The sequence below is a fragment of the Alishewanella sp. WH16-1 genome (genome assembly GCF_001441695.1).
Taxonomy (GTDB): domain Bacteria; phylum Pseudomonadota; class Gammaproteobacteria; order Enterobacterales; family Alteromonadaceae; genus Alishewanella; species Alishewanella agri.
This window is the reverse complement of sequence record NZ_LCWL01000016.1, coordinates 16438-40826: the sequence shown is the minus strand read 5'-3', so window position 1 is coordinate 40826 and position 24389 is coordinate 16438. Positions and strand designations below refer to the sequence as shown.

21 protein-coding genes are annotated in these 24389 nt (G+C 50.5%); 14 read left to right on the top strand and 7 right to left on the bottom strand.

Annotated features, from left to right (window positions below; all coding sequences use genetic code 11):
* Positions 1-309 precede the first annotated feature (309 nt).
* The 8 genes from proB (at position 310) to ppiD (ending at position 11353) form a co-directional block, all read left to right on the top strand.
* Complete coding sequence (gene proB, locus AAY72_RS02360; protein WP_057785444.1) at positions 310-1431, top strand: glutamate 5-kinase; 1122 nt, start codon at positions 310-312, stop codon at positions 1429-1431.
* Entirely contained in the window at positions 1428-2681 is a 1254-nt protein-coding gene (locus AAY72_RS02355) for a glutamate-5-semialdehyde dehydrogenase (protein WP_057785443.1), read from the top strand. Before proB ends, AAY72_RS02355 begins: the two co-directional genes overlap by 4 nt.
* 255 nt (positions 2682-2936) lie before the next feature.
* Positions 2937-4247 carry a trigger factor gene (tig, locus tag AAY72_RS02350; protein WP_057785442.1) on the top strand — a complete coding sequence of 437 codons (1311 nt, stop codon included), beginning with the start codon at positions 2937-2939 and terminating at the stop codon, positions 4245-4247.
* A gap of 133 nt (positions 4248-4380) precedes the next feature.
* Positions 4381-4986, top strand: coding sequence for an ATP-dependent Clp endopeptidase proteolytic subunit ClpP (gene clpP / locus AAY72_RS02345; RefSeq protein ID WP_008607512.1), 606 nt, complete (start codon positions 4381-4383; stop codon positions 4984-4986).
* Between the two features lie 50 nt (positions 4987-5036).
* The gene (gene clpX / locus AAY72_RS02340) at positions 5037-6317 is read left to right on the top strand and encodes an ATP-dependent protease ATP-binding subunit ClpX (RefSeq protein WP_008984196.1); all 1281 of its coding nucleotides are present in this window, start codon (positions 5037-5039) and stop codon (positions 6315-6317) included.
* A 108-nt stretch (positions 6318-6425) separates the two neighbouring features.
* The gene (gene lon, locus AAY72_RS02335; protein WP_008984195.1) at positions 6426-8822 is read left to right on the top strand and encodes an endopeptidase La; all 2397 of its coding nucleotides are present in this window, start codon (positions 6426-6428) and stop codon (positions 8820-8822) included.
* A gap of 209 nt (positions 8823-9031) precedes the next feature.
* Positions 9032-9304 carry a nucleoid-associated protein HU-beta gene (hupB, locus tag AAY72_RS02330; protein ID WP_008607515.1) on the top strand — a complete coding sequence of 91 codons (273 nt, stop codon included), beginning with the start codon at positions 9032-9034 and terminating at the stop codon, positions 9302-9304.
* 141 nt (positions 9305-9445) lie between these two features.
* The gene (ppiD, locus tag AAY72_RS02325; RefSeq protein ID WP_082628920.1) at positions 9446-11353 is read left to right on the top strand and encodes a peptidylprolyl isomerase; all 1908 of its coding nucleotides are present in this window, start codon (positions 9446-9448) and stop codon (positions 11351-11353) included.
* Positions 11354-11461: 108 nt separating this feature from the next.
* Here the strand turns inward: ppiD and AAY72_RS02320 are convergent, their stop codons facing one another.
* The 7 genes from AAY72_RS02320 to pspF are packed head-to-tail and all read right to left on the bottom strand — an operon-like array spanning position 11462 to position 19055.
* Complete coding sequence (locus tag AAY72_RS02320; RefSeq protein WP_057785440.1) at positions 11462-12652, bottom strand: cache domain-containing protein; 1191 nt, start codon at positions 12650-12652, stop codon at positions 11462-11464.
* 49 nt (positions 12653-12701) lie between these two features.
* Complete coding sequence (locus tag AAY72_RS02315) at positions 12702-13466, bottom strand: ABC transporter ATP-binding protein (protein ID WP_057785439.1); 765 nt, start codon at positions 13464-13466, stop codon at positions 12702-12704.
* Positions 13463-14458 (bottom strand): oligopeptide/dipeptide ABC transporter ATP-binding protein, encoded by a 996-nt coding sequence (locus tag AAY72_RS02310; protein ID WP_057785438.1) that lies wholly within the window; start codon positions 14456-14458, stop codon positions 13463-13465. The genes AAY72_RS02315 and AAY72_RS02310 overlap by 4 nt, the downstream gene beginning before the upstream one ends.
* A complete protein-coding gene (locus tag AAY72_RS02305) occupies positions 14458-15351 on the bottom strand; it encodes an ABC transporter permease subunit (protein WP_008984190.1) in 894 nt (297 codons plus the stop codon). The genes AAY72_RS02310 and AAY72_RS02305 overlap by 1 nt, the downstream gene beginning before the upstream one ends.
* 1 nt (position 15352) lies before the next feature.
* Positions 15353-16369 carry an ABC transporter permease subunit gene (locus AAY72_RS02300; RefSeq protein WP_008984189.1) on the bottom strand — a complete coding sequence of 339 codons (1017 nt, stop codon included), beginning with the start codon at positions 16367-16369 and terminating at the stop codon, positions 15353-15355.
* Entirely contained in the window at positions 16366-17949 is a 1584-nt protein-coding gene (locus tag AAY72_RS02295) for an ABC transporter substrate-binding protein (RefSeq protein WP_057785437.1), read from the bottom strand. The genes AAY72_RS02300 and AAY72_RS02295 overlap by 4 nt, the downstream gene beginning before the upstream one ends.
* Positions 17950-17972: 23 nt before the next feature.
* Positions 17973-19055, bottom strand: a complete 1083-nt coding sequence (pspF, locus tag AAY72_RS02290; protein ID WP_057785436.1) for a phage shock protein operon transcriptional activator — start codon at positions 19053-19055, stop codon at positions 17973-17975.
* Between the two features lie 187 nt (positions 19056-19242).
* On the opposite strand from pspF, the gene pspA reads away from it, so the two are divergent.
* The 6 genes from pspA (at position 19243) to AAY72_RS02260 (ending at position 24371) form a co-directional block, all read left to right on the top strand.
* Complete coding sequence (pspA, locus tag AAY72_RS02285) at positions 19243-19908, top strand: phage shock protein PspA (RefSeq protein WP_008984186.1); 666 nt, start codon at positions 19243-19245, stop codon at positions 19906-19908.
* 30 nt (positions 19909-19938) lie between these two features.
* Positions 19939-20178, top strand: coding sequence for an envelope stress response membrane protein PspB (pspB, locus tag AAY72_RS02280; RefSeq protein ID WP_008984185.1), 240 nt, complete (start codon positions 19939-19941; stop codon positions 20176-20178).
* On the top strand, positions 20168-20584 hold the full coding sequence (gene pspC / locus AAY72_RS02275) for an envelope stress response membrane protein PspC (RefSeq protein WP_057785435.1): 417 nt from the start codon (positions 20168-20170) through the stop codon (positions 20582-20584). Before pspB ends, pspC begins: the two co-directional genes overlap by 11 nt.
* A gap of 20 nt (positions 20585-20604) precedes the next feature.
* Positions 20605-21990: a YcjX family protein gene (locus AAY72_RS02270; RefSeq protein WP_057785434.1), complete on the top strand. Its 1386-nt coding sequence runs from the start codon at positions 20605-20607 to the stop codon at positions 21988-21990.
* Entirely contained in the window at positions 21987-22991 is a 1005-nt protein-coding gene (locus AAY72_RS02265) for a TIGR01620 family protein (RefSeq protein ID WP_057785433.1), read from the top strand. The genes AAY72_RS02270 and AAY72_RS02265 overlap by 4 nt, the downstream gene beginning before the upstream one ends.
* A 117-nt stretch (positions 22992-23108) precedes the next feature.
* On the top strand, positions 23109-24371 hold the full coding sequence (locus AAY72_RS02260; RefSeq protein ID WP_057785432.1) for a PLP-dependent aspartate aminotransferase family protein: 1263 nt from the start codon (positions 23109-23111) through the stop codon (positions 24369-24371).
* Positions 24372-24389: the final 18 nt, after the last annotated feature.

Sequence of the window (24389 nt, the reverse complement as noted above, 5' to 3'; positions counted from 1 at the left end):
AACGAGGTGGTAAGCATTCCGTTCATCCACACCGCTATACCCAACATTTCGCAAATCAATACCAGACTAAGCTGCCCACCGATCCTAGGCGGCACTCAGCCCGCAACATAGCCACTAAATTTGTAATTTAATTACAGTTTTCCGCTATTCCTATAGTCTGCTAAAGCAGCATTGCTTTTGTGGTTTGATGCTAAATTTATGAATAATAATGCTTATATTAAAACGCAAGCGTGGTGCAAACTGTAACCCGGGTGGTGCCGGGTTACAGTTTTTGCTAGAATAGCCGGCGGAACAACCAATGGAGGAGTTATGCTTAAGCCATCCTGGCGCAGGGTAGTACTGAAAGTCGGCAGTGCCCTGATTGCGCCGGACCAAGATGGATGCAGCGAAAGATATTTGCGTCCTATTGCCGAATTTATTCAACAATGTCGTCAACTTAACCGGGAAGTGATCCTGGTTTCTTCAGGTAGCGTCGCTGCCGGTCGCCATCATTTTCAGTTTCAACATCAGCGGGTGCCAATCGCACTGAAACGGGCTATGGCTGCTGTTGGCCAAACCGAAATGATGAATTTCTGGAGCCGCTGCTTCGATTTCCCCTGTGCGCAGGTGTTACTGACCCATGGCGATCTCAGTGATCGGGTGCGGCACATTAATGTTAAAAACACTCTGAAACGGTTGTTAGATCATGGTGTTTTACCGATCGTTAATGAAAACGATACTATCGCTACTGATGAGCTGAAAGTCGGTGATAACGATAACCTGGCAGCGATGGTCGCCAGTGTGGTTCAGGCTGATGCCTTGATTATTTGTTCGGATGTCAATGGTTTATATACCGCCGATCCAAACAAAGATCCCGCCGCCAAACTGATCCCGGAAGTCAGACAAATTACGCCAGAGATTTATGCGCTGGCAGGTGGTGCCAGTTCACGAGTGGGCACCGGCGGTATGCGCACCAAAATTGAAGCGGCAGAAAAAGCCACCGCCCAGGGGGTGGATACGCTGATTGTCGATGGCCATCAGGTGACAACCTTTCAGTGTCTTTTAGCGGGTAACAATCCGGGCACCATTTTCTATGGTCAGAAAATACCCTTACCGGCTAAAAAACATTGGGTTAGACATACCCTGCGCGCCAAAGGCGAAATTTGGGTTGATGACGGCTGTGTTGATGCGTTGTGCCAGCATGGCGCTTCATTATTGAGCAGTGGTATAGTGCGGGTGAAGGGCGATTTCGCGCCGGGCGATGCGGTGATTGTGCGTTGTTCAGTTAGCAAGCGCTCTATTGCCAAAGGTGTCAGCCGTTTTAGTGCCAGCCAGTTATTTTCGATCAAAGGCCAGCACAGTGAGAAAATTGCCTCTTGCCTGGGTTTTTGCCCCAATGGCAGTAATGCGGTGATCCACCGCAGTGAAATGATGTTACTGGAGAAATTATGACTAGCGATGTAGCGGCCAGTTTAGCCGCCGGTGCCGCTCAGGCCGCTAAAGCGGTTGCGACCTTAAGCACCGCTGAAAAAAATACGGTATTACAAGCTTTTGCCGACAAGATCCGCCTGGCTACGCCTACCATTTTGGCAGAGAACAGTGCCGAAGTTGCCGAAGCGGCGGCGAATGGCACCAGTGCAGCCATGCTGGACCGTCTGACCTTGACCGCAGAACGTATTGAAGCCATGGCGGCAGCCATTGAGCAAATTATTCAGTTGCCGGACCCGGTCGGGCAAAGCCGCTTTATCGAGCAGCGACCAAATGGTATTCAGATTAGTAAGCGCCGTATTCCGCTGGGCGTCATTTGTATGATTTATGAAGCGCGGCCGAATGTCACGGCCGATGCCGGGGCCTTGTGCTTTAAAGCCGGTAATGCGGTGATCCTGCGTTGTGGCCGCGAGGCGATTAAAACCAGTCTGGCGATTGCCGGTGCGATGCGTCAGGCATTAACCGAGCATCAGTTGCCGCCTGAGGTACTGACGATAGTACCGGATCCGGATCGTAACCTGCTGTTAGCCTTATTAAAGCAGGAAGAGTATATCGATTTAGTGATCCCGCGCGGTGGTGAGGGCCTGATCCGCTTTGTCACCGAGCAGAGCCGTATTCCGGTGATCCAACATTTTAAAGGTGTCTGTCATCTGTATGTTGATAAGGCCGCCGATCCGGCCATGGCGCTGAAACTGCTGTTAAACGGCAAGGTGCAACGTCCCGGCGTCTGTAATGCGCTTGAGGGGTTGTTAGTGCATCAGGCGATCGCGGCCGACTTCTTACCATTGGCTGCGCAGGCACTGGCCGAACATCAGGTCAAGGTGCATGCCTGCCAGCGCAGTTTGCCTTACTTTAATGGTGCTTCGCCGATTGCCGATGACGAATTTGGTCAGGAATATCTGGCTCCGGAGATAGCGGTGCGGGTAGTGGATGATTTGGTTGCGGCTTTGGCGCATATTGACCGCTTTGGCAGTCAGCATACTGAAGTGATTTGCACCGCTGATCAGGTGGCAGCCGACCGCTTCCTCGCCAGCGTTGATACTGCCGTGGTAATGCATAATGCGTCGTCGCGTTTTTCTGATGGTGGTGAGCTGGGGTTGGGCGCAGAGATTGGCATCTCTACCAGTAAACTCCATGCCTATGGCCCTATGGGACTGGAAGCCCTGACCACCGAAAAATTTGTGGTCCAGGGTGAGGGTCAGACGCGCGGCTAACGGATCGAAATAAATCTGACTTGTTGTCGCAAAAAATGCAGAAAAAACGGGCTTTTCGTTTAACGAGAGCCCGTTTTTTATTAGCTCTTACAAACACTTAAAGACAGTAAATTGAAGGGCTCGACTCGCGGCTTCTAGCCCGCTATAATGCCGCGTCCAATTATTAGCAGGTCAGGTTCATCCTAAGTTTGTCGACACCCGGCCAAGACAAAACGGCGTATCCAAGGCGCCTGACATTGAATTTGAGGTAAAACGATGCAAGTTTCTGTTGAAACCACCCAGGGTTTAGAGCGCCGTGTAAATATTACTGTGCCGGCTGCAACATTAGATAACGAAGTAAAAAGCCGCCTGCGTGACGTAGCAAAACGTCAGCGTATCGATGGCTTCCGTCCTGGTAAAGCGCCTATTTCAATCATCCAAAAACGTTTTGGCCTGGCGGTACTGCAGGAAGTGGCGTCTGAGCAAATGCAACGCGCTTTTTACGAAGCCATTATCGAACACAAATTAACCCCAGCAGGTGCGCCAACTTTTGCTCCGGAAGCGCTGGAAAGCGGTAAAGATCTGGCTTTCACTGCGACTTTCGAAATCTACCCGGAAGTGACTGTTGCTGCACTGGATAAAGTGGAAGTGACGAAGCCAGTGGTTGAGATCTCTGAAGACGATCTGAACAAGATGCTGGAAACGCTGCGCAAGCAACACGCCAAGTGGGAAGCTTCAGACGCTGCTGCTGCCTCTGGTGATCGCGTCACCATCGATTTCGTTGGTTCTATCGACGGCGAAGAGTTTGAAGGCGGTAAAGCCTCTAACTTCGTACTGGAGTTAGGTCAGGGCCGGATGATCCCGGGCTTTGAAGATGACATCATCGGCAAAAAAGCCGGCGAAGCCGTTACCGTTAACGTGACCTTCCCGGAAGAGTACCACGCGGAAAACCTGAAAGGTAAAGCCGCCAGCTTCGCCGTAACAGTAAACAAAGTTGAGCAGCAAGTACTGCCTGAGCTGAACGACGAGTTCGCGGCGCTGTTTGGTTTAACTGAAGCCACTGTTGACGCACTGAAAGCTGAAGTACGCAAAAACATGGAACGCGAGCTGAAGCAAACCATTAAAGGTAAAGTGAAAGAGCAGGTCATCAAAGGCTTACTGGCAACTAACGAAGTTGAAGTACCAAAAGCCCTGATCGCCAGCGAAGTTGACGTACTGCGTCAGCAAGCGATGCAACGTTTTGGTCAGAATGTGAATCCGAAGCAATTACCAGAGCTGCCAGCTTCTCTGTTCGAAGAGCAGGCGAAAGATCGCGTTAAAGTCGGTCTGTTATTGGGCGAAATCATCAAGACTAACAGCCTGAAAGTTGACGAAGCTAAGGTACAAGAGCTGATCGATAACGTCGCTTCTGCCTACGAAGATCCGGCTGAAGTTGTGGCTTACTACAAAGGCAACAAAGAGCTGATGCAAAGCATGCGTAACGTGGCTTTAGAAGAGCAGGCGATCGAAGTGGTGCTGGCAGCTGCTAAAGTCACTGAACAAGCTGCTGCTTTCGATGAGATTATGAACCCGAAGGCCGCTAACTAAGATTGACTTCTTAGGCTGGCACGGTTTTAATGGCTCGGACACCTGTTCGGGCCATTTTATTTTGCGGCACCGCTATTTTCGACACCTTACAGCTTTAGAGAAGGGATCCCAGATTATGCCAATGTCTCGTGACATGAATGAGATTGTCAACGCCTTAGTACCCATCGTCATTGAACAAACCGCCAAGGGTGAACGCTCCTTTGATATCTACTCGCGGCTGTTAAAAGAACGGGTGATTTTTCTCACCGGCCAGGTCGAAGATCATATGGCGAATCTGATTGTCGCCCAATTATTGTTCCTTGAATCTGAAAATCCGGAAAAAGACATCTATATTTATATCAATTCACCGGGCGGTTCGGTCACGGCGGGTTTATCGATTTATGATACGATGCGTTATATCAAGCCGGATATCGCAACCGTCTGTGTTGGCCAGGCAGCCAGTATGGGCGCTTTCCTGTTATCCGGCGGTACCAAGGGTAAGCGTTACTGCTTACCGAATGCGCGGGTGATGATTCACCAGCCGTTAGGGGGCTTCCAGGGCCAGGCGACGGATTTTGAGATCCATGCCCGGGAGATTTTAAGTATTAAAGAGAAGCTCAACCGCTTAATGGCGGAACACTCAGGCAAGAGCTATGAGCAAGTGTGCAAGGATACCGAGCGCGATAACTTCTTAAGTGCGCAGCAAGCCTTGGATTATGGCCTGATCGATGCCATATTAACGCAGCGGGATGCGAAATAATTTATAGCAGGCCGGGTTTGGGCCCGGCTGGTTGAACAAGAGGTAGTTACATGTCTGATCACCGCACTGACGGCGATAAGAGCGGCAAATTACTGTACTGCTCTTTTTGTGGCAAATCACAGCATGAAGTGCGTAAGTTGATCGCAGGCCCACAAGTTTATATTTGTGATGAATGCGTTGACCTATGCAACGATATCATTCGGGAAGAGATCAAAGATATCTCGCCGAAGCGCGATACCGAGAAGTTGCCGACGCCGCGTGATATCCGCAAACATCTGGACGATTATGTGATCGGTCAGGAGCATGCGAAGAAGGTTCTGGCGGTAGCGGTCTATAACCACTACAAACGCCTGCGTAGCATCCAGCAAAAGCAGGATGTGGAACTGGGTAAGAGTAATATTCTGTTGATTGGTCCTACCGGTAGCGGTAAAACGCTGCTGGCTGAAACCCTGGCGCGTTTACTGGATGTGCCTTTTACCATGGCCGACGCTACCACACTCACCGAAGCCGGTTATGTTGGTGAAGACGTGGAAAATATCATTCAGAAACTGCTGCAAAAATGCGATTACGACGTTGAAAAAGCACAGCGCGGTATTGTCTATATCGATGAAATCGACAAGATCTCCCGCAAGTCTGATAACCCGTCGATTACCCGTGATGTGTCCGGTGAAGGCGTACAGCAGGCACTGTTAAAGCTGATTGAAGGCACTATCGCTTCAGTACCACCGCAGGGCGGTCGTAAGCATCCACAGCAGGAGTTTTTGCAGGTTGATACCTCTAAAATTCTGTTTATCTGCGGTGGCGCTTTCGCAGGTCTGGATAAAGTGATTGAACAGCGGTTAGCCAAAGGTTCGGGTATTGGTTTTGGCGCTGAAGTGAAAAGCAAGGAAAGTAGTCGCAGCCTGACCGAGAGTTTCCGCGATGTCGAGCCGGAAGATTTAGTGAAATACGGCCTGATCCCGGAATTTATTGGTCGTTTGCCAGTTGTTGCTACCTTAACCGAACTTGACCTGGCTGCCTTGATGCAAATCCTGAGTCAGCCAAAGAATGCGCTGATTAAGCAGTTCGCTGCCTTATTCGCGATGGAAGAGGTCGATCTGGAGTTTCGCGATGATGCATTAAAAGCCATCGCGCAAAAAGCCATGGACCGTAAGACCGGCGCCCGGGGTTTACGCTCTATCGTTGAAGGCGTGTTACTGGACACCATGTACGAATTACCGTCGATGCAGGATGTCAGCAAGGTCGTTATTGACGAGACAGTGATCCGCGGCGAGAGTCAGCCCATACTTATCTACGAGAGCAGCGAGCCGGCGGTAGCCGAATCGCATTAAAAAAAGGAGCTGTAAAGCTCCTTTTTTATCTGATGAATTGAAGTTTCCGGAAAAAGCCCCATATACTGGCTTATATCGCCTGCAGTTATTAATTTCGAGAGCTATTTCATGACCACAGAACACCAAGAAACCTTGCATATGCCGGTATTGGCATTGCGGGATGTCGTTGTTTACCCGCATATGGTGATCCCACTTTTTGTTGGCCGGGCGAAGTCTATTAAGTGTTTAGATGCGGCGATGGACAACGATAAGCAGATCTTTTTAGTGGCACAAAAAGACGCCACTCTGGATGATCCGACCGAAAAAGACCTTTATCAGATCGGTACCGTTGCCACTATTCTGCAACTGTTAAAATTACCGGATGGCACTGTAAAGGTGTTAGTTGAAGGCGGTAAGCGCGCCAAACTGAGTAAATTTACTGAGACCAAAGACAGCTTTGCGGCCTTTGTCGAGCTGGTGCCAACTCAGGATATTGATAGCCGAGAGCAGGAAGTGTTTCTGCGTTCGGCTATTAACCAATTTGAAGGCTATATCAAGCTCAATAAAAAGATCCCGCCTGAGGTACTCACTGCGCTAAGTGGTATCGATGATGCGGCTCGTCTGGCTGATACGATGGCGGCGCATATGCCGCTGAAAGTCGAAGATAAGCAAAAAGTACTAGAACTAACCGATGTTACGGCGCGGTTGGAATATCTGATGGCGATGATGGAAAGCGAAATCGATATTCTGCAGGTTGAACGCCGCATCCGTAGCCGGGTGAAAAAGCAGATGGAGAAAAGCCAGCGCGAGTACTATCTGAACGAACAAATGAAAGCCATCCAGCGCGAGCTCGGTGAGCTGGAAGATGCGCCGGATGAGTTTGAAACCCTGTCGAAGAAAATTGCTGAAGCAAAAATGCCGGCTGAAGCTGAAGCCAAAGCGAAAGCAGAACTGCAAAAACTGAAAATGATGTCACCGATGTCAGCAGAAGCGACAGTGGTGCGCAGCTATATCGATTGGTTAACTCAGGTACCTTGGCAAACACGCTCTAAGGTGAAGAAAAACCTGGCCGCTGCTGAGCAAATCCTGAATGCCGATCACTATGGCCTGGAGAAGGTCAAAGAGCGGATCATGGAATATCTGGCAGTGCAGCAGCGGGTTAACAAGTTAAAAGGGCCCATTCTGTGTTTAGTTGGTCCGCCGGGTGTCGGTAAAACGTCACTGGGGCAATCGGTTGCCAAGGCAACCGGCCGCAAATATGTGCGGATGGCCTTAGGCGGGGTGCGGGATGAAGCGGAAATCCGTGGTCACCGCCGTACTTATATCGGCTCGATGCCAGGCAAGATTATCCAGAAGATGGCAAAAGTTGGAGTGCGTAACCCATTGTTCCTGCTGGATGAAATTGACAAGATGGCATCGGATTTCCGTGGTGATCCGGCAGCGGCGTTGTTAGAGGTACTGGATCCGGAGCAGAACGGTGCCTTTAGCGATCATTACCTGGAAGTTGACTACGATCTGTCTGATGTGATGTTTTTCGCCACCTCTAACAGCCTGAATATTCCGCCGGCTCTGCTGGATCGGATGGAAGTCATCCGCTTATCGGGTTATACCGAGGATGAAAAGCTGAATATTGCCAAACAGCACCTGGTACCAAAACAGGTGAGTCGCAATGGTTTGAAGCCGTCCGAAGTGCTGATTGAAGATAGCGCCATTATCGGCATTATCCGTTACTACACCCGTGAAGCCGGGGTGCGCAGCTTAGAGCGGGAAATTTCGAAACTTTGCCGTAAGGCAGTGAAGCAAATTCTGCTGAGCAAAGGTTTAAAGCAAGTCGTGATTAACGACGCTAATCTGGAAGAGTTCTTAGGTGTACACCGCTTTGACTACGGTAAAGCCGAAGACAGCAACCGCATCGGTCAGGTGACAGGTCTCGCCTGGACCGAAGTGGGGGGCGATTTACTAACCATTGAAGCGGCGGCTGTCGTGGGTAAGGGTAAGCTGACCTATACCGGTTCACTCGGTGATGTGATGAAAGAATCCATTCAGGCGGCGATGACGGTGGTACGCAGCCGTGCTGAGGGACTGCGGATTAACGAAGACTTCTACGAGAAACGTGATATCCATGTGCATGTACCGGAAGGCGCAACGCCAAAGGATGGCCCCAGTGCCGGTATTGCGATGGTCACAGCGCTGGTGTCGAGCCTAACCGGTAATCCGGTGCGGGCAGATGTCGCTATGACCGGTGAAATTACGCTACGTGGTGAAGTGCTACCGATTGGTGGCTTAAAAGAGAAGCTTTTAGCTGCACACCGTGGTGGCATTAAACGGGTATTAATACCGCATGACAATATTCGTGATCTGAAAGAAATTCCGGAAAACGTCAAAACGGCGCTCGAAATTCGACCGGTAAAATGGATTGAGGAAGTACTGGAAGCCGCGTTACAAGAGCCTTTGGCACGGGTGACAGTGGCAAATACGGTAAAAAATGCAGCAAAAAGCAAAAAAACCGAAAAAAATCCGGTTTAGGGGCTTTTCATTCCTGTTGGCTGTGCTAAGTTATGGACAGTTTCGGCTAAGCCCTTGTGTAGCAAGGGCTGTAGCCTAAGCCAAAAAAATTAGTTTTAATGTTTCTGCTGCTTGCAAGCACGGCCGTTGCTTGTTATAACAAGCAGGCAATGCTTAGAACTAGTAGTTCGCTGTTGTAGAAAATAATAACAATTGAAGGGGATGATATTGTGAACAAGTCTCAACTGATCGACAAAATTGCTGCTAATGCAGATATCTCTAAGGCCGCAGCAGGTCGCGCGTTAGACGCGTTCATCGACGCTGTTACCGAAGCTCTTAAGGAAGGCGACTCAGTAGCTTTAGTCGGTTTTGGTACTTACAGTGTACGTGAGCGTGCTGCCCGTACCGGCCGTAACCCACAAACTGGTGCTACTATTCAAATCGCTTCTGCGAAGATTCCTTCTTTCAAGCCGGGTAAGGCGTTAAAAGACGCAGTTAACTAATAGAACTTTCGTCCGGCGCGCCGGGGGAGTTCCGCAAGCCAGCAGTGTATTCGCAGGCTTCTATAAAAAAGGCGCATCTGTTAAGATGCGCTTTTTTTTTAACACAACTTTTGTGTCACGAATAACAGAGAACGCGCAACGATGTTAGAACGAATCAGAGAAGGCTCGCAGGGTATGACCGCCAAGATCATTCTTGGCCTGGTGATCCTGACATTTGCATTGGCAGGTGTTGGCGGTTACCTCAGTTCGCCCCGCGAGGCGATAGTCGCTGTGGTGAATGGCGAAGAGATTAGTCAGGCAACTTACGAGCAAGCCTTACAAAATGAACGGTCGAGAATGCAACAGCAATTCGGTGAAATGTACGATGTGCTGGCTGCTGACCCAACTTATATGGCGAATTTCCGCAGTGAAGTGCTGGAACGGGTGATTGACGATACACTGCAAAAGCAGTTTGCCCGCAAGCTGGGGTTACGTGTCGGTGACGAGCAAGTGCGTGACACTGTCGTTAACTTGCCACAGTTCCAGGTAGACGGCGTATTTAACAATGATCGCTTCTTGGCACTATTACGTCAGGCAGGCTACCAACCGGCAGATTTTCGCGAGCTGGTGCGTGAGGATCTGTCTACGTCACAGCTAATGCAAGGTTTAGTCGGTAGTGAGTTCGGCCTCGCTGGTGAAATTAACCAGCTGTTAGCGTTACAGCAGCAAACCCGCGATATCCGCTACTTTACCGTACCCGCCAGCCGCTTTGCGGAACAAGTTGAACTGACCGATGACAAGCTGAATAGCTACTATCAGCAAAACCTGCAGCGTTTTATGACGCCAGAGCAGGTCGCGGTGGAGTATGTCGAATTATCGGCCGCGCAACTGGCAACAGATATTGAGGTTACGTCGCAGCAGATCGCTGACTACTACCAAGCCAATCAGTCCAGATTTGGCAGCACTGAGCAGCGCTCTGTCGCTCACATTATGCTAGAGAGCGAGCAAGATGATCCTGCTTTACAACAGCAAGCGGAAGCAATTTTGGCTGAGTTACAGGCGGGTGCAGATTTTGCTGCTCTGGCCAAACAACATTCTGCCGATACCTTTTCTGCAGAGAATGGTGGTGAGCTAGGCGAACTGGTGGCCGGGCAGATGGACCCGGTATTTGAAGCTGCTGCATTTGCCTTAACGGAAGTGGGTCAGCTGAGCCAGGTAGTGAAAAGCGAATTTGGCTACCATATTATTAAACTGAGCAGCTACACGCCAGCCAGCATCAAAACGCTGGATGAGGTATCAGCGGAAATTGCGGCTACGTTAAAAGCTGAACAAGCTACTGCCTTGTTCTTCGACTTGCAGCAACGTTTAGCGCAGTTGGCTTTTGAACAACCGGATAACCTGGAAGAGGCCGCTGAGGCCATCGGCGCTTCGGTGCAGTCTACCGCCTTGTTTAGTCGCGAAACGGCGCCAGAAGTCTTGGCTGCACCGGCGATTTTAACCCGGCTGTTTAACCCGGGCTTTATCGCTGAAGGGGTAAACTCAGACGTGCTGGAACTGGCCCGTGAGCATGTGGTTGTTGCCCGGATCAAAGAACATCAACCGGCACGCACTCAACCTCTGGAAGAAGTGCGCGACGTGGTGCAAGCTGCCGTGCAGCAGCAGGAAGTGTCAAAGTTAACCCTGCAATATGTACAAGACTTATTGGCTGATGCTGCAAGTCTGCAACAGTTGGCGGAGCAAGCCGCAGCAGACATTACTGTGAGTGCTGAAACACCACGTTTTGGTGGTAGTCTGGCGACCGAAATCCGAGCTAAGGCCTTTGCTATGCCAAAACCAGCCGCTGACAGCAGCAGTCTGGATTCAGTACAGTTGGCCTCGGGTGATGTTGCTGTGATAGCGGTCGATAAGGTCGTAGATGCGCAAATTAGCAGTGTGCCCGATGCCGGTCAACTGGAAGCTATTGCCCGGCAACAAGCTGAGCAAAACTACCAGGCATTGCTAGCGACTTTACGTGCAGAAGCCACAATTAGCCGTCAGCTGCGTAACACCGTAGTGAATGAAGATTTCTAAGCCGAAAAGCTAGAAGATAAAGGGAGCTGCGGCTCCCTTTTTACTTTTAAATTTAAACCACTTCCAATGGCGGTGGACTATTACTCACAGCGGGCATCGTCCTGCGAACTAATCAACACAGTAGCCGGGGCTAATACCATTACGTTGACAGTACTGTAAGCTGAGTTCAACGTCCAACCCAAGTGTCAACGCGCCAAGTGGCTCTCCCTGCGCATTATTGACCGGCACAGTTAACTGCACCAGAAAGCGCTGGCTGGACGCATCAAAACGCACACTGTCCAGCAGATGACTGACTGGCTGCGCAAACACTTGCCGATACTTAATCTCATCGCCTTGCCAGTAATCTGAGGTGACGGCACTAATCGCCACATTACGGCCCTGCGCATCCATCAGAATGATTTCTGCAACGCGACCGGAGAATTGTTGTTGCCACCGCGCTAACCATTGCGATAATTCTGTGTGTAGCATACTTTCGGCCAGTTGTGGTTGGCCTTGTTTCACTTCGTCAATCCAGCGTTGGTCATGTTGGGAAATCTGCTCTGGTGACCAGGGTGTGGCATTTTGGCTCTGCAGAGCTTGCTGAATGAGCGCTTGTGTTGCCAGTTCTGATGCTGGCGGCAAAAATGCGTCTAAGACTATACGCTGTTCGCGTTCGGACAAGATAAAAGGTGTTTGGCTGCAGCTGGGGATCAGCGCATTAAAACGACTTAAGAACCCCGGTCTTTGTTGCAAGAATTGACTGGAAAAGTAGACACCCAAAGGGACATAGCGGAAAAAACGTACTGAGAAGTCCTGTCTTACCAGCCCCAAACGTGCTGCCGTTTGTTCAAATACTTCTAAATCCATCAGGATGCGATCAACCCGCTTCAGGTTTAACATTTTTACCAGCTCTTCGCTGGTATTAACCTCGGCCGCGGCGGCTAAATCCATAGTTTCGAACCATTTCGCCTGGTGGCTGCCACGTACAGCACCCAAACGCTTCACCGGCGGAGGTACTGAGAGGGTTGAACGGTGCTCAATCCAGTACCAGTTTTCCAGATAAAGTGGTGCTGACAGTTGGCCAAAAGGCTCCATTTCCTGCAGTAAAACGGCAGTGAAATAACCATCCAGCCGGTTTAAGCGAACTTCCTGTCGTGCGCGAAGCCAGGGTAACGACAGCAGATTATAGGGTTGTTCCAGCTGTTGCATAATACAAGCGACCTGCAACACGGCACTGTCTTCTGCGGGAGAGGCAATGTTGGTGCCAAGCTGAGCGGGTATTGCTGCACCCAGAGCTGCCAAGAACGCCAAAGCAAGCATGTCTGACCTTATTTTATTATTTTATTACCGAGTATAGCAGAGGCAGACGTTACAGCAGGCTACTTAGCAGTTTGCGGGTATAGTCGTGCTGTGGGTTACGGAAGATATCTGCGGTCGCTCCGTAGTCTGTCGTTACCCCCTGAGCTAACACCAGCATATCATCACTCAGATGTTGTACAAGCTGTAAGTTATTAGTAATCAGCAGGTAAGCTAAACCGTTTTGCTGCTGTAATTGTAACAGTAGATTTACAATTTGTGCCCGTAAAGAGGGATCTAACGCCGACAACGCCTGATCCAGGATCAGTAATTTCGGATCGAGAATCAGCGCTCTGGCCAGGGCTACCCGCTGCAGTTGGCCACCAGAAAACATATGTGGATAATATTCAGCGTGTTCATCTAACAAACCCAGTTGGCGCAGGGTTTGACGGATCTTGATCTGGCGCTGTGCCGGGTCCAGAATGGTGCTAAAACGCAACACATCCTCCAGCATCTGGCCGACCTTTTGCAACGGATTCAGGGATTGGCTGGCATCCTGAAAGATAAAACGGATCACATGATTATATTTCTTGTAATCGCTGATCTGGATTTCTTGACCCGCCAGACGAATTTGGCCGCTATCAGGTTTTTCGATGCCGACCAGTAATTTGGCCAGAGTGCTTTTACCCGAACCGGTTTCGCCGACAATCGCCAGCGTTTTACCGCTTTGCAGGCTAAAGCTGATATTTTGTAACGCCTGAATTTTTTTACGCCCAAATAAACCTTGCGGTTTAAAGTAACTTTTACTCAGTTGTTCCACTTCCAGTAATGTATTCATTTTTCGGCCTTGTACTGCAATGGAAAATGGCAGCTATAAAAATGATTTTGCAACCGTTCTTGCATCGGAGTTTTGACACACTCTTTACGAGCGTTCGGACAGCGTGGCCCCAGTCGACAGCCAATAGGCAAATGCTGCAAGGTTGGAATACTACCGGGTAAAGCATACAGTGGCGCTTTGGGTGCTAACTCAGGCTGAAACTCCGGCACACTTTTTACTAAAGCATCGGTATAAGGATGGAAAGGTTGGCTCAGAATATTGCTGGTCTCGCCACTTTCTACTAATTGCCCGCAGTACAACACACTCAGATTCTGAGTGTAGCGGGCAACACTTTCCAGTTCGTGACTAATCAACAGTACCGACATGCCTCTAAGCTGGTTAAAACTGGCCAGCAAGCGAAATAATTGCGCCTGAGTTGTACTTTCCAGCGCGGTAGTGGGTTCATCGGCGATCAGTAGTTTGGGATTTTTCGCGATGGCCATGGCAATCATCACTTTTTGGCATAGTCCCTCTGAAAGCTGAAACGGATAACTTTGCAAAATCGCTTTATGGTCACGGATCCCAACTTTGTGGAGCAGGGCAATGGCTCTTTTTCGACGTAAGAAAGGTCGCTGCCACCAACTGCCTTCCAGCAGTTCACTGGGTATGGCTTCCTCTAACTGGTCGGCGATAGCGGCTGTCGGATCCAGGCTACGACTCGGCTCCTGGTAGATCATCGCAATGTCACGGCCAATAATTTTACGTCGTTGTTCGCTGGAAAGTCTTAGTAAGTCTTGTCCCAGCCAGCTGAAACGGTCGGCATGGATCCGCCAGCGCCGATTAAGTACGCCAACAATGGCCTTGGCAATTAAGCTTTTACCCGAACCGGATTCGCCAACCAGACCGCGGGTTTCGCCTTCTTTTAAACTCAGACTCACCCGGTCAACAGCACGAATTAAGCCATCCGGCGTCTCCAGTTCAATGGTCAGATTTTTAATATCGAGCAACAGCATTAGCTCTCCCGTCGGCGTTGCATCGCCGTTTTCAGACCGTCACCCACCAGATTAACCGATAGCACGGCTGCAAAAATTAATAAACCTGGGATGGCGACACTAGCCGGGGCTAAATAAATTAAATCCAGTGAGTCGCTGATCATAGCTCCCCATTCCGGGATGGGGGCCTGCGCACCCAAACTCAGGAAACCCAAAGCCGCGATATCCAGAATGGCGGTGGATAGCGCCATACTGCTCATTACAATAATTTTCTCCCAGATATTGGGAATAATTAGCCGGGTTAATACTTGCCAGTTGTTGGCACCATCCAACCGGTAAGCGGTAACATAGTCCTTTTTCAGCTGTTCATTGATGGCGTTACGAATACCATGCACAAATTGTGGCAGCAAAGCCAGGCTGACCGCCCAGGCGGTGTTTGCCAAACCCGGGCCGAGTACCGCAACAATAATAATGGCCAGTAACAACGATGGGATGGTCAGAATAAGATCAAGTAAATGATTAAAAAAACTCGATTTCATACCTTGGCTCATACCAGCCAGCGCACCCAGTGCCAAACCGGCCAGCAAAGCACCTATCACCGTCACCAGTGCCAGACCAAAGGTAAAGGTGGTGCCTTTAAGCAGTCTGGATAGCAGATCCCGGCCCAGATCGTCAGTACCAAATGGATATTGCACTAAACCTTGTTCTGACCAGGATGGCGGTAACAACAGCAGGTTATCTGCTTGCAGGTATGGATCATGCGGGGTAATAAAGGGCGCGACCAGACTTAACAGTAAAAAACTGCTAAATAATGCTAAACCAAACAGCGCACTGTGTTGACGGGCAAACTCACGCCACAATTGTGCCAGCGGGGAGCGATGTTGCTCTTCAAAGTACAGCCGGAACTTGCGCATCTTAGCGTTTCCTGGCCAGAGGGTTGAAAAAAGTATGCAAAATTTCTGTCAGCATATTAACCGTAATCACCAGTACCGAAATAATCATCAAGCCAGCCTGAATCGCCGGAAAGTTGCGTTGATAAATACTATCCAGTAACCAGCGGCCAATACCCGGCCAGGAAAAAATCACTTCTGTCAGCATAGCCAGTGTAATCAGCGCGCTGAATTGTAAACCTATTTGACGGATTACCGGTAACAGTGCATTACGCAGGCCATGCCGGTAAAGTACCTGTAGCCGGCTTAATCCTTTGGCTTTGGCCGTTTTAATATAGTTTTGCTCCCACACTTCCAGCATCGCGTCACGCACAAAGCGAATCATCACCGTGGTGGGAAAGGTCGCCAGTACCACTGTGGGTAACGCCAGATGGCGCAGCGCATCAAGAAAGATCGCTTGTTGATAAGGTGTTTCGGCCAGAAAAATATCGACCAGCATAAAACCGGACACGGTTGGAATTTCATAGAGCACGCCAAGCCGGCCACCGGATGGAAACCAGCCGAGGCCAACTGAAAACACCATAATCAGCAACAATGCCCACCAGAATACCGGTAATGAATAGCCGGCAACGGTAATGGTATTAATGATCTTACCCAGGTAACCCTCTGGTTTAATCGCCGCCAGGATGCCGAGGGGGACGCCGAACAGAAAAGACACCAACAGCGCATAACTGGTAAGCTCAATGGTAGCGGGTAAGACTTGGCGGATTTCGCTAAGCAGTGGCTGCTGGCTGGCCAATGACAGTCCCCAATCACCGTGCCATAAGCGGTTCAGAAAGGCCAGGTATTGACTCAGATAAGAGTGATCCAGGCGGTAGGCCGCAGTAAGCTCGGCGCGCAGTTGCGGTTCAAGCTGGCGGATGCCGCTGAAGTTTTGTAATGGATCGCCGGGGAACAGATAGCCGAGGCTAAATGCCAGTAAGCTTAAGCCAAACAGCACAGTACCAAGTAAAAACAGCCGCCGGAGTAAAAAATTAATCATGGCTGGACCCGCCTGGCACTGAATAAGGCGATGCCACCGTAGGGGTTAATGGTCACTCCCTCGATCTGGCTGTTAATTGCCTGGATCCGTTGTGAATGAGCCAGCGCCACCAGCGGCATTTCAGTTTGTAAATATTGCTGCGCCGCCAGATAAAAACTGCGTCTTTGCAGTTGATCATCAGTGAGTAAAGCTTGATTGAGAATACGGTCAAATACCGGATCACACCATTGCGCTCTGTTGCTGCCACTCTCCAGTGCGGCACAGCTGAGCAGAGGGCGAAAGAAGTTATCCGGATCGGCATTATCCGCAGCCCAGCCAATCAACACTGAGTCATGCTCTCCTTCAGTCAGCTTACGACGAAACGTATTCCACTCATAACTGACGATGGTCGCGTTAACCCCGACCTGAGCTAAATCGGCCTGGATCAGTTCGGCCATTTTCAGTGCATTGGGGTTATAAAGCCGTTGTACTGGCATTGCCCAAATTGTCATATTAAAGCCACTCGCCAGGCCGGCTTCAGCCAGCAAGGCTTTCGCTGCCTGCGGGTTGTATTCCGGCGTGGCCAGCTGTTGGTTAAATGCCCAGGAGGTGGGCGGTAGTACTGAACGCGCGGCGGTTGCCTGATTAAAGTAAACCGCTTGCAAAATTGCCCGCTGATTAATCGCCAGCGCCAGCGCTTGTCTGACTTTAACCTGATTAAACGGCGGGCGCTGGGTATTAAACGCCCAAAACCCGACGTTCATGCTGGTGCTTTCCTGCACTTTGACATCTGGCCGTTCAGTAACCAGAGCCAGCTCAGCTAAGCGGGGATAGGCAATCACATCACATTCGTGTGTCAGCAGCTTGGCCATGCGCCGGGCATTGTTTGGCACAATATCAAACACCAGTTGCTGCATTGCCGCCGGACCGCGCCAATAGTGCGGATGCTGATAAAAGCGGACTAAGACGTCTTTTTGATATTCGCGGAAAATAAAGGGGCCACTGCCAATGGGCTGGCTGTCCAACAGTTGTGGCGCATTGGCGGCCAATAATTGCGCCGCGTATTCTGCTGACAGGATGGCAGCAAAATCGGTTGCCAGGTTGGATAAAAATGAGCTATCGGGCCGGCTTAATTCAAATCTGACCCGATATGGTTCAGGTGCGCTAACTTGTTTAACCAGGGACGCCCAGTCAACGCTCTGAAAATAGGGATAGATACCGCCGCCGATAAAATGGAATGGATGCTCTGGATCCATAATCCGATTAAAAGTAAAGACCACATCTTCGGCATTGAGCACCCGGCTGGGTTGAAAATAGTCGGTTTGATGCCACTGCACATCGTGGCGCAGGTCAAATTCATACACCAGGCCATCAGCTGAGCTTTGCCAGCCTTTGGCCAGAGCGGGGCGCAACTCACCGCTGGCTGCGTCAATATCCAGCAAGCGATCATATAACTGCTGACTAATAATATCGATGGTAGTGCCCGAGGTAACCCGCTGCGGATTAAAATGCTCCGGGGCGCCTTCTGCGCAGTACACCAGGCCATCGGCCCGCAGATCTTGTTGTTCGGCTGAACAGCCGGCTAAACCTAAGGCCAGCATGGCGGCTGACAAACAATATTTGATCACTGCTGGCTGTCCAATAGTTGGTACTTTTTCATGTAACCTCTCAGTTGATGATAGGTTAGATTAAGCAGTTCAGCGGTTTTTTTCTGATTATACTGGCTGGCGGCCAGGGCTTGTTTGATCAGGCGCATTTCAAAGTCTTGTGACAGCGTTTTAAAATCCACTGCAGTACTTAAGTCCGGTTCAGCTGGCTGTATTGCTGCGCTGCTGGTTGGCGCTACCGTTTGGCTTGCCGCGGTAGTAGCGGGTGTAAGTAAGGGCGCACTACTAGTCGGGGCTTTAATCCGTTGCCGCGGCCGATACGCCGACTCAAAAGGATCCAATTGGATATGATGTACCGGGACATAACCATTGTTGTTCCGGTAGACAGCACGTTCCACCACATTTTTCAGTTCACGGACATTACCGGGCCAGTCGTAATCGAGTAAGGTTTTCTTCGCTTTTTCACTAAAGCCGCTAAACAGCTCTAACCCGAGCTCGCGTGCCATGTTAATGGCGAAGTGTTCAGCCAACAGCAGAATATCTTCACGCCGCTCGCGCATCGGCGGCAAAGTGATCACATCAAAAGCCAGGCGATCGAGTAAGTCAGCCCGGAATTCCCCTTGCTCCGCCATTGAAGGTAAATCTTCATTAGTTGCGCAGACCAGACGCACGTCAACCCGAACCGGCCGGTTGCCACCAACCCGTTCAAATTCACCATATTCGATAACCCTCAGCAGTTTTTCCTGCACCATTGCTGGCGTATTGGCCAACTCATCCAAAAACAGCGTGCCACCATTGGCCCGCTCGAAACGGCCTTCATGGCGTTTACTGGCGCCGGTAAAAGCACCAGCCTCATGACCGAATAACTCGCTCTCCAGCAGGTTTTCGTTTAAGGCAGCGCAGTTTAGCGTAAGATATTGCTGGTCCCAGCGCTGTGACAAGAAATGCAGGCGGGCGGCAATTAACTCTTTACCGGTGCCGCGTTCGCCGATAATCAGTACCGGTTTATCCAGCGGCGCGAGTTGAGAAACCTGGTCCAGCACATTTAAAAAGCTGTTGGCCTGCCCCAGCAGGTTGTCTTGTTGGAACTTTCTATTCATCAGAAACCACAAGTTAGCGAAAATTACTAATAAATAGTGTATTTCATAACGCCCGCCAGTGACAGTACAATTTAAAATAAAAATAATATATTATTTTTCATGATGTTAATTCACTTTGGCAAGTTGGCAAGGATCCTGAATAACTAAAGGTGTCGATGTTAGTCATCATTAAACAGAGGGTATTATTATGGGTATTTTTTCACGCTTCTCCGATATCGTGAATTCCAACATCAATGCTTTATTGGATAAAGCAGAAGATCCGGAAAAAATGGTGCGCCTGATTATTCAGGAAATGGAAGATACGTTAGTTGAAGTCCGGTCTTCTTCGGCAAAAACTATTGCCGAGAAAAAAGAGTTGCAACGTTTAATCACCCGGTTACAGGAAGAAGCCACTGACTGGCAGGCTAAAGCCGAGCTGGCGTTGTCCAAGGAGCGTGACGATCTGGCGCGTTCAGCACTGATTGAACGCCAAAAAGCGGCTGAACAAGCAGAAACCGTGGCGCGGGATATTGCGAATCTGGACGAGCATATCAGCAAGTTACAGGATGAAGTCACGCAGCTGCAGGAAAAGCTGGCCGACGCCAAAGCACGGCAGAAGAGCATGCTGATGCGCCGGCAAACTGTGGCTAACCGTTTGGAAGTAAAGAAAACGCTGGATAGCAACAAGATCAATGATGCGATGTACAAATTTGAGCGTTATGAGCAAAAAATTGATACGCTGGAAGCGCAGGTTGAAGCTTATGATCTTGGCAAAAAGTCGCTGAAAGATGAATTTGCAGAACTGGCTGCACAGGATAAGATTGACCAGGAACTGGCTGAATTAAAAGCCAAAATGCAGAATAAAGACGCCTGATTTCAGGCGTCTCTTTTGAAGGGTTAACCAATGGATATTCATGAGATTATTTTTGTGCCGCTGATCCTGTTTATGATCTTCGTGGCACCACTGTGGGTGATTATGCACTATCGCAGTAAGAATAAGATCAAACAAGGACTCAGCGATGGCGAACTGAACCAGTTAAACGAACTGACGGTCAGAGCCGAAAAGATGGCAGAGCGGATTAAAACGCTGGAAGCCATTCTGGACGCTGAAAGTCCAAGATGGAGGAATCAGCATGACCAGTAAAAAACGTGAACTGTTACGTGATGACGAGAATGGCAAAATTGCCGGCGTCTGTGCGGGGATTGCCGACTACTTTGGTTGGGAACTGTGGCTGGTAAGAATTATTACCGTGTCAGCATTCTTCCTCGGTGGTGGCGGCATCGTGCTGGTACTTTATATTGCCGCCTGGGTGGTACTGGAAAAAAAGTCGAAAACGGCCTTCGCCGGCACAGCTAGCGAGCATGCTGCCAGTCTGGCGGATCGGCCGGTAGAGTTAAAAACCCGGGTCTGGCAACGGGGTGAATCACCGCGGCAGGCATTGCAGCATCTGAGTCACCAGTTTAACAGTATGGAATTAAAGCTGCGTGATATGGAGCGCCATGTTACCTCCAGTCGCTTTCAGTTAAACCGCGAGTTTAACAACCTGTAATTCCGGAGTATTCGACAAAGATGAGTTGGTTAGGCAGTATTCAGTATCATGGCCGGCAGTGGGGCAATCGCACCCTGGATCGCCACTTGAGAGTGGGTGTAACAGGCCTTAGTGGCGCCGGCAAAACTGCCTTTATTACCTCGCTGGTACACCAGCTAACACAAGGTGACCAGGCGCAACATCTACCGTTTTTCAGTGTATTACAGCAAGGCCGTTACCTTGGCGGCCGGCTGGCGCAGAATCAGCCCATGGCGATACCGCGTTTTCCCTATGAACAGAATTTACAATATTTGGCTGGGCAACCGCCGCAATGGCCGCCGTCTACCACGGGTTGGAGCCAGTTAAATCTGACATTGCGGTACCGGCCTACCGGTGCCATCCGTTCCCGCCTGCAGCAACACAGTGAACTTCAACTGGAAATTATTGATTATCCGGGGGAATGGTTACTGGATTTGCCGATGTTACAGCAAAGCTACCAACAATGGTCGGCCTTTTGCTGGCAGCTGTTTCGCCAGCCTCATCGTCTGACGCTGAGCCAACCCTTTGCTGAGTTGTTACAGGCCACGGATTTAAACGATGTCTCAGAGCTGCAGCTACAGCGCCTGACTGATAGCTATCGCCAGCTATTACTTAGCTTTAGCCTGCAAGCGGGTTGTTATTTGCAGCAGCCCGGACGCTTATTGGTACCGGGAGAACTCGCCGGCGCCCCGATGCTGCAATTATTACCGCTATTACCTGAGCAGCTGGAGCAGACCTCAGCGCTGGCCAGTCGCCTGAGTCAACATTATCAAACCTACTGTGACTACGTGATAAAGCCCTTCTACCGGCAGCATTTCTCTGCGTTAGATCGGCAAGTGGTGTTGGTTGATGGTTTAGCGGCGCTCAATGCCGGTTATGCCGCAGTACGGGAGTTGCAACAGGCATTAGGCTTGATTATGCAAAGCTTTCGTTATGGCCCGACCAGCCTGTTACACCGCTTGTTTAAACCGCAAATCAGCAAAGTGCTGTTTGCCGCCAGCAAAGCCGATCATGTCACGCCGGAACAGCATAAAGCCCTGACTTTACTGCTACAACAACTGCTGCGACAACCAATAAAACAAAGCCAGTACGCCAGCGCGAAAAGCGAAGCCATGGCGCTGGCGGCGATTCGAGCCAGCAAAAGTGGCTTTGTTGAGCATCAGGGGCAGCGCCAGGCGGTACTGAGCGGGCGGGACCTGCACACCGCGACAACGCAGACCTTATTTCCAGGCGAAGTTCCCGCTGAGTTACCAACCGCGGAGCTGTTCGCGCGCCATCAATTTCAGTTTCCGGCCTTTTTGCCGACAGACAACAATCCGGAACAACCTTTACCCCATGTGCGGATGGACCATGCGCTGGAATTCCTGCTGGGAGACAAATTGCTATGAGTGAACTTAAGCCGGCGCAACATTTTGCGCAGACCACACAGCCTGAGCCGGATTTACCAAAAATGCCACAACAATTCAGTGCCGGGCAGCTGTTGACGGAGGATATCGCACCCTCTGCTGAAGCTGCTGCACCGCGCAGCCGCTTGTTGCTGGTGGCATTACTGGCGCTCGGTTTATTGCTGGTGTTGGCTTTGTGGCAATGGCTGGAGTGGCTGCAACAAAGCTGGCAGCAAGGTTGGTTTAGCGGCGCTTTGGTTAGCGCTTTTAGTATTTTAGTTGCCGGTATGCTGGGTGGAGTAGCCTGGCGCGAATGGCGGTTATGGCGCCGTTTACAACGTAATCAACAATGGCAGCAACAGGCCGAGCGGATCCGCAATACTGTGCAATACGGTGAGGCCATGGCACTGTGTGAAGCGATTCTGCTGGCGATGCCGCAAACTACTGAACACGCCACGGCGACCGAAAACTGGCGTAAAGCTGTGCAACCTGAACACAGTGATGCCGAAGTGCTGGCGTTATTTGAGCAGTATGTGATGCGGGACTGTGACAAACAAGCGCAGCAAATTATCTGGCGTGCCGGTACGGATAGCAGTCTGGCAGTCGCCGTCAGCCCCTTTGCGCTGGCTGATATGCTGTTAGTGGTATGGCGCAGTAGCCGGATGCTGCGACAATTAGCACTACTGTATGGTGCGCCGGTTGGGCAGTTGCGCAGTCTGGCGCTGTTAAAACGCGCACTGGCGGCATTGCTGTGGGCGGGTAGCTCAGAGCTGGCGTTAGACTTGGCGGCCGATGTGCTAAGTAGTGAACTGACCGCAAAATTATCAGCTCGCGCCGGACAGGGTGTGGTCGCAGGTTTGCTGGTGGCGCGTTTGGGCACGCTGGCACAGCAACAGTTAAGACCCTTACCCTTACAACAGACCGCGAAAGTCCAACCAGGGCAATTGGCGGCAGCGTTAGTACAACGTTTTAGCCCGGCTGAGCCGACTGCCAACAAAAGCTGACAGCAGCGACTGGTCAGAGTTTTTATTATTTCAGACAGCAAGCCGTCTGGCTTGCTTCCCATTTTAGCGTTTTCTGTTAATGCTGAACAAAGTTGCAGTCATTAGTAGAACACCCTGATGAAAAATAATAATAAACATGCTGAAACCCTGTGTATCCATGCCGGCAAAACCAAACAGCCGTATGGCGCGCTCAGTACACCGATTTACCAAACCTCGACCTTCGTGTTTGACAATGCCGAGCAGGGCGCAGCCCGTTTCGCCGGCGAGCAGGACGGTTATATTTATACCCGCTTAGGTAACCCGACTACCCGTGAGCTGGAGCTTAAGGTGGCAGCACTGGAAGGCATGGCAGATGCTGCAGCGACGGCGACCGGTATGGGCGCCGTGGCAGCCGCGACACTGGCGTTTTTACAGCAGGGTGATCACCTGATTGCCAGTAAAGCCATTTATGGCTGCAGTTTTGCGCTGTTTAGTCATCAGTTTGCCCGCTATGGTATTGAAGTCAGTTTTGTTGATATGACCGACCATGCGGCGGTGGTGGCGGCCATTAAGCCGAATACCAAAATGCTGTTTGCCGAAACGCCGATTAACCCGCATCTGGTGGTGTTGGATCTGTCCTTCTTATGTGGTCTGTGCCGGCAACATAATATCCTGTCGGTGATTGATAATACCTTCCTGACGCCACTGTTACAGCAGCCGGCGAAATTTGGCGCTGATATTATTATCCATAGCGCGACTAAATATCTGAATGGCCATGGTGATGTAGTGGCCGGCATTATTGTCTCGGATGAAGAAAAAATCCGCACCATCAAATTGACCACGCTAAAAGATATGGGCGCCACTATCAGCCCACACGATGCCTGGCTGATTATCCGTGGTTTAAAAACGCTATCGGTACGGTTAGAGCGGCATTGCAGTAATGCGCAAAAGGTCGCCGAATATCTGGCGGCGCACCCGGCAGTGGCCGTGGTGCATTATCCGGGCCTGCCTGGTCATCCGGGTTACCGCTTCCTTGGCAACCAGATGCAGGCCGCAGGTGGCGTGCTGGCGTTTGAGCTCAACGCCAGCCTGGAGCAAAGCCGGGAGATGATCAATCGTTGCCGTTTGCTTAGTCTGGCCGTCAGTCTGGGCGATGCCGAGTCGTTAATTCAGCATCCGGCCTCGATGACCCATAGTCCCTATACTGCAGAAGAGCGGGCCGCCGCCGGGATCAGCGATGGCTTGATCAGGATCTCTGTCGGTCTGGAGCATGTTGATGATATTTTGGCCGATTTGGAACAGGCTTTGGCGCCATTAACGTCAATAATCCAACCAAATGCAAAAGTTACTCCAAAGCTTGCGCTAAATCCAAAACAGACGCCGGAAACCTGCTATAACTAGACTGAGTCGACGTTATTT

Coding starts and splice junctions, on each gene's coding strand:
- pspF (WP_057785436.1), bottom strand. CDS start 19,055: ATGAATAGAAAGTTCCAACAAGACAACCTGCTGGGGCAGGCCAACAGC.
- pspA (WP_008984186.1), top strand. CDS start 19,243: ATGGGTATTTTTTCACGCTTCTCCGATATCGTGAATTCCAACATCAAT.
- AAY72_RS02265 (WP_057785433.1), top strand. CDS start 21,987: ATGAGTGAACTTAAGCCGGCGCAACATTTTGCGCAGACCACACAGCCT.
- AAY72_RS02270 (WP_057785434.1), top strand. CDS start 20,605: ATGAGTTGGTTAGGCAGTATTCAGTATCATGGCCGGCAGTGGGGCAAT.
- AAY72_RS02320 (WP_057785440.1), bottom strand. CDS start 12,652: ATGCTTGCTTTGGCGTTCTTGGCAGCTCTGGGTGCAGCAATACCCGCT.
- AAY72_RS02310 (WP_057785438.1), bottom strand. CDS start 14,458: ATGCTGTTGCTCGATATTAAAAATCTGACCATTGAACTGGAGACGCCG.
- AAY72_RS02300 (WP_008984189.1), bottom strand. CDS start 16,369: ATGATTAATTTTTTACTCCGGCGGCTGTTTTTACTTGGTACTGTGCTG.
- pspC (WP_057785435.1), top strand. CDS start 20,168: ATGACCAGTAAAAAACGTGAACTGTTACGTGATGACGAGAATGGCAAA.
- ppiD (WP_082628920.1), top strand. CDS start 9,446: ATGTTAGAACGAATCAGAGAAGGCTCGCAGGGTATGACCGCCAAGATC.
- proB (WP_057785444.1), top strand. CDS start 310: ATGCTTAAGCCATCCTGGCGCAGGGTAGTACTGAAAGTCGGCAGTGCC.
- AAY72_RS02355 (WP_057785443.1), top strand. CDS start 1,428: ATGACTAGCGATGTAGCGGCCAGTTTAGCCGCCGGTGCCGCTCAGGCC.
- pspB (WP_008984185.1), top strand. CDS start 19,939: ATGGATATTCATGAGATTATTTTTGTGCCGCTGATCCTGTTTATGATC.
- AAY72_RS02315 (WP_057785439.1), bottom strand. CDS start 13,466: ATGAATACATTACTGGAAGTGGAACAACTGAGTAAAAGTTACTTTAAA.
- AAY72_RS02305 (WP_008984190.1), bottom strand. CDS start 15,351: ATGCGCAAGTTCCGGCTGTACTTTGAAGAGCAACATCGCTCCCCGCTG.
- AAY72_RS02295 (WP_057785437.1), bottom strand. CDS start 17,949: ATGCTGGCCTTAGGTTTAGCCGGCTGTTCAGCCGAACAACAAGATCTG.
- clpP (WP_008607512.1), top strand. CDS start 4,381: ATGAATGAGATTGTCAACGCCTTAGTACCCATCGTCATTGAACAAACC.
- tig (WP_057785442.1), top strand. CDS start 2,937: ATGCAAGTTTCTGTTGAAACCACCCAGGGTTTAGAGCGCCGTGTAAAT.
- AAY72_RS02260 (WP_057785432.1), top strand. CDS start 23,109: ATGAAAAATAATAATAAACATGCTGAAACCCTGTGTATCCATGCCGGC.
- lon (WP_008984195.1), top strand. CDS start 6,426: ATGACCACAGAACACCAAGAAACCTTGCATATGCCGGTATTGGCATTG.
- clpX (WP_008984196.1), top strand. CDS start 5,037: ATGTCTGATCACCGCACTGACGGCGATAAGAGCGGCAAATTACTGTAC.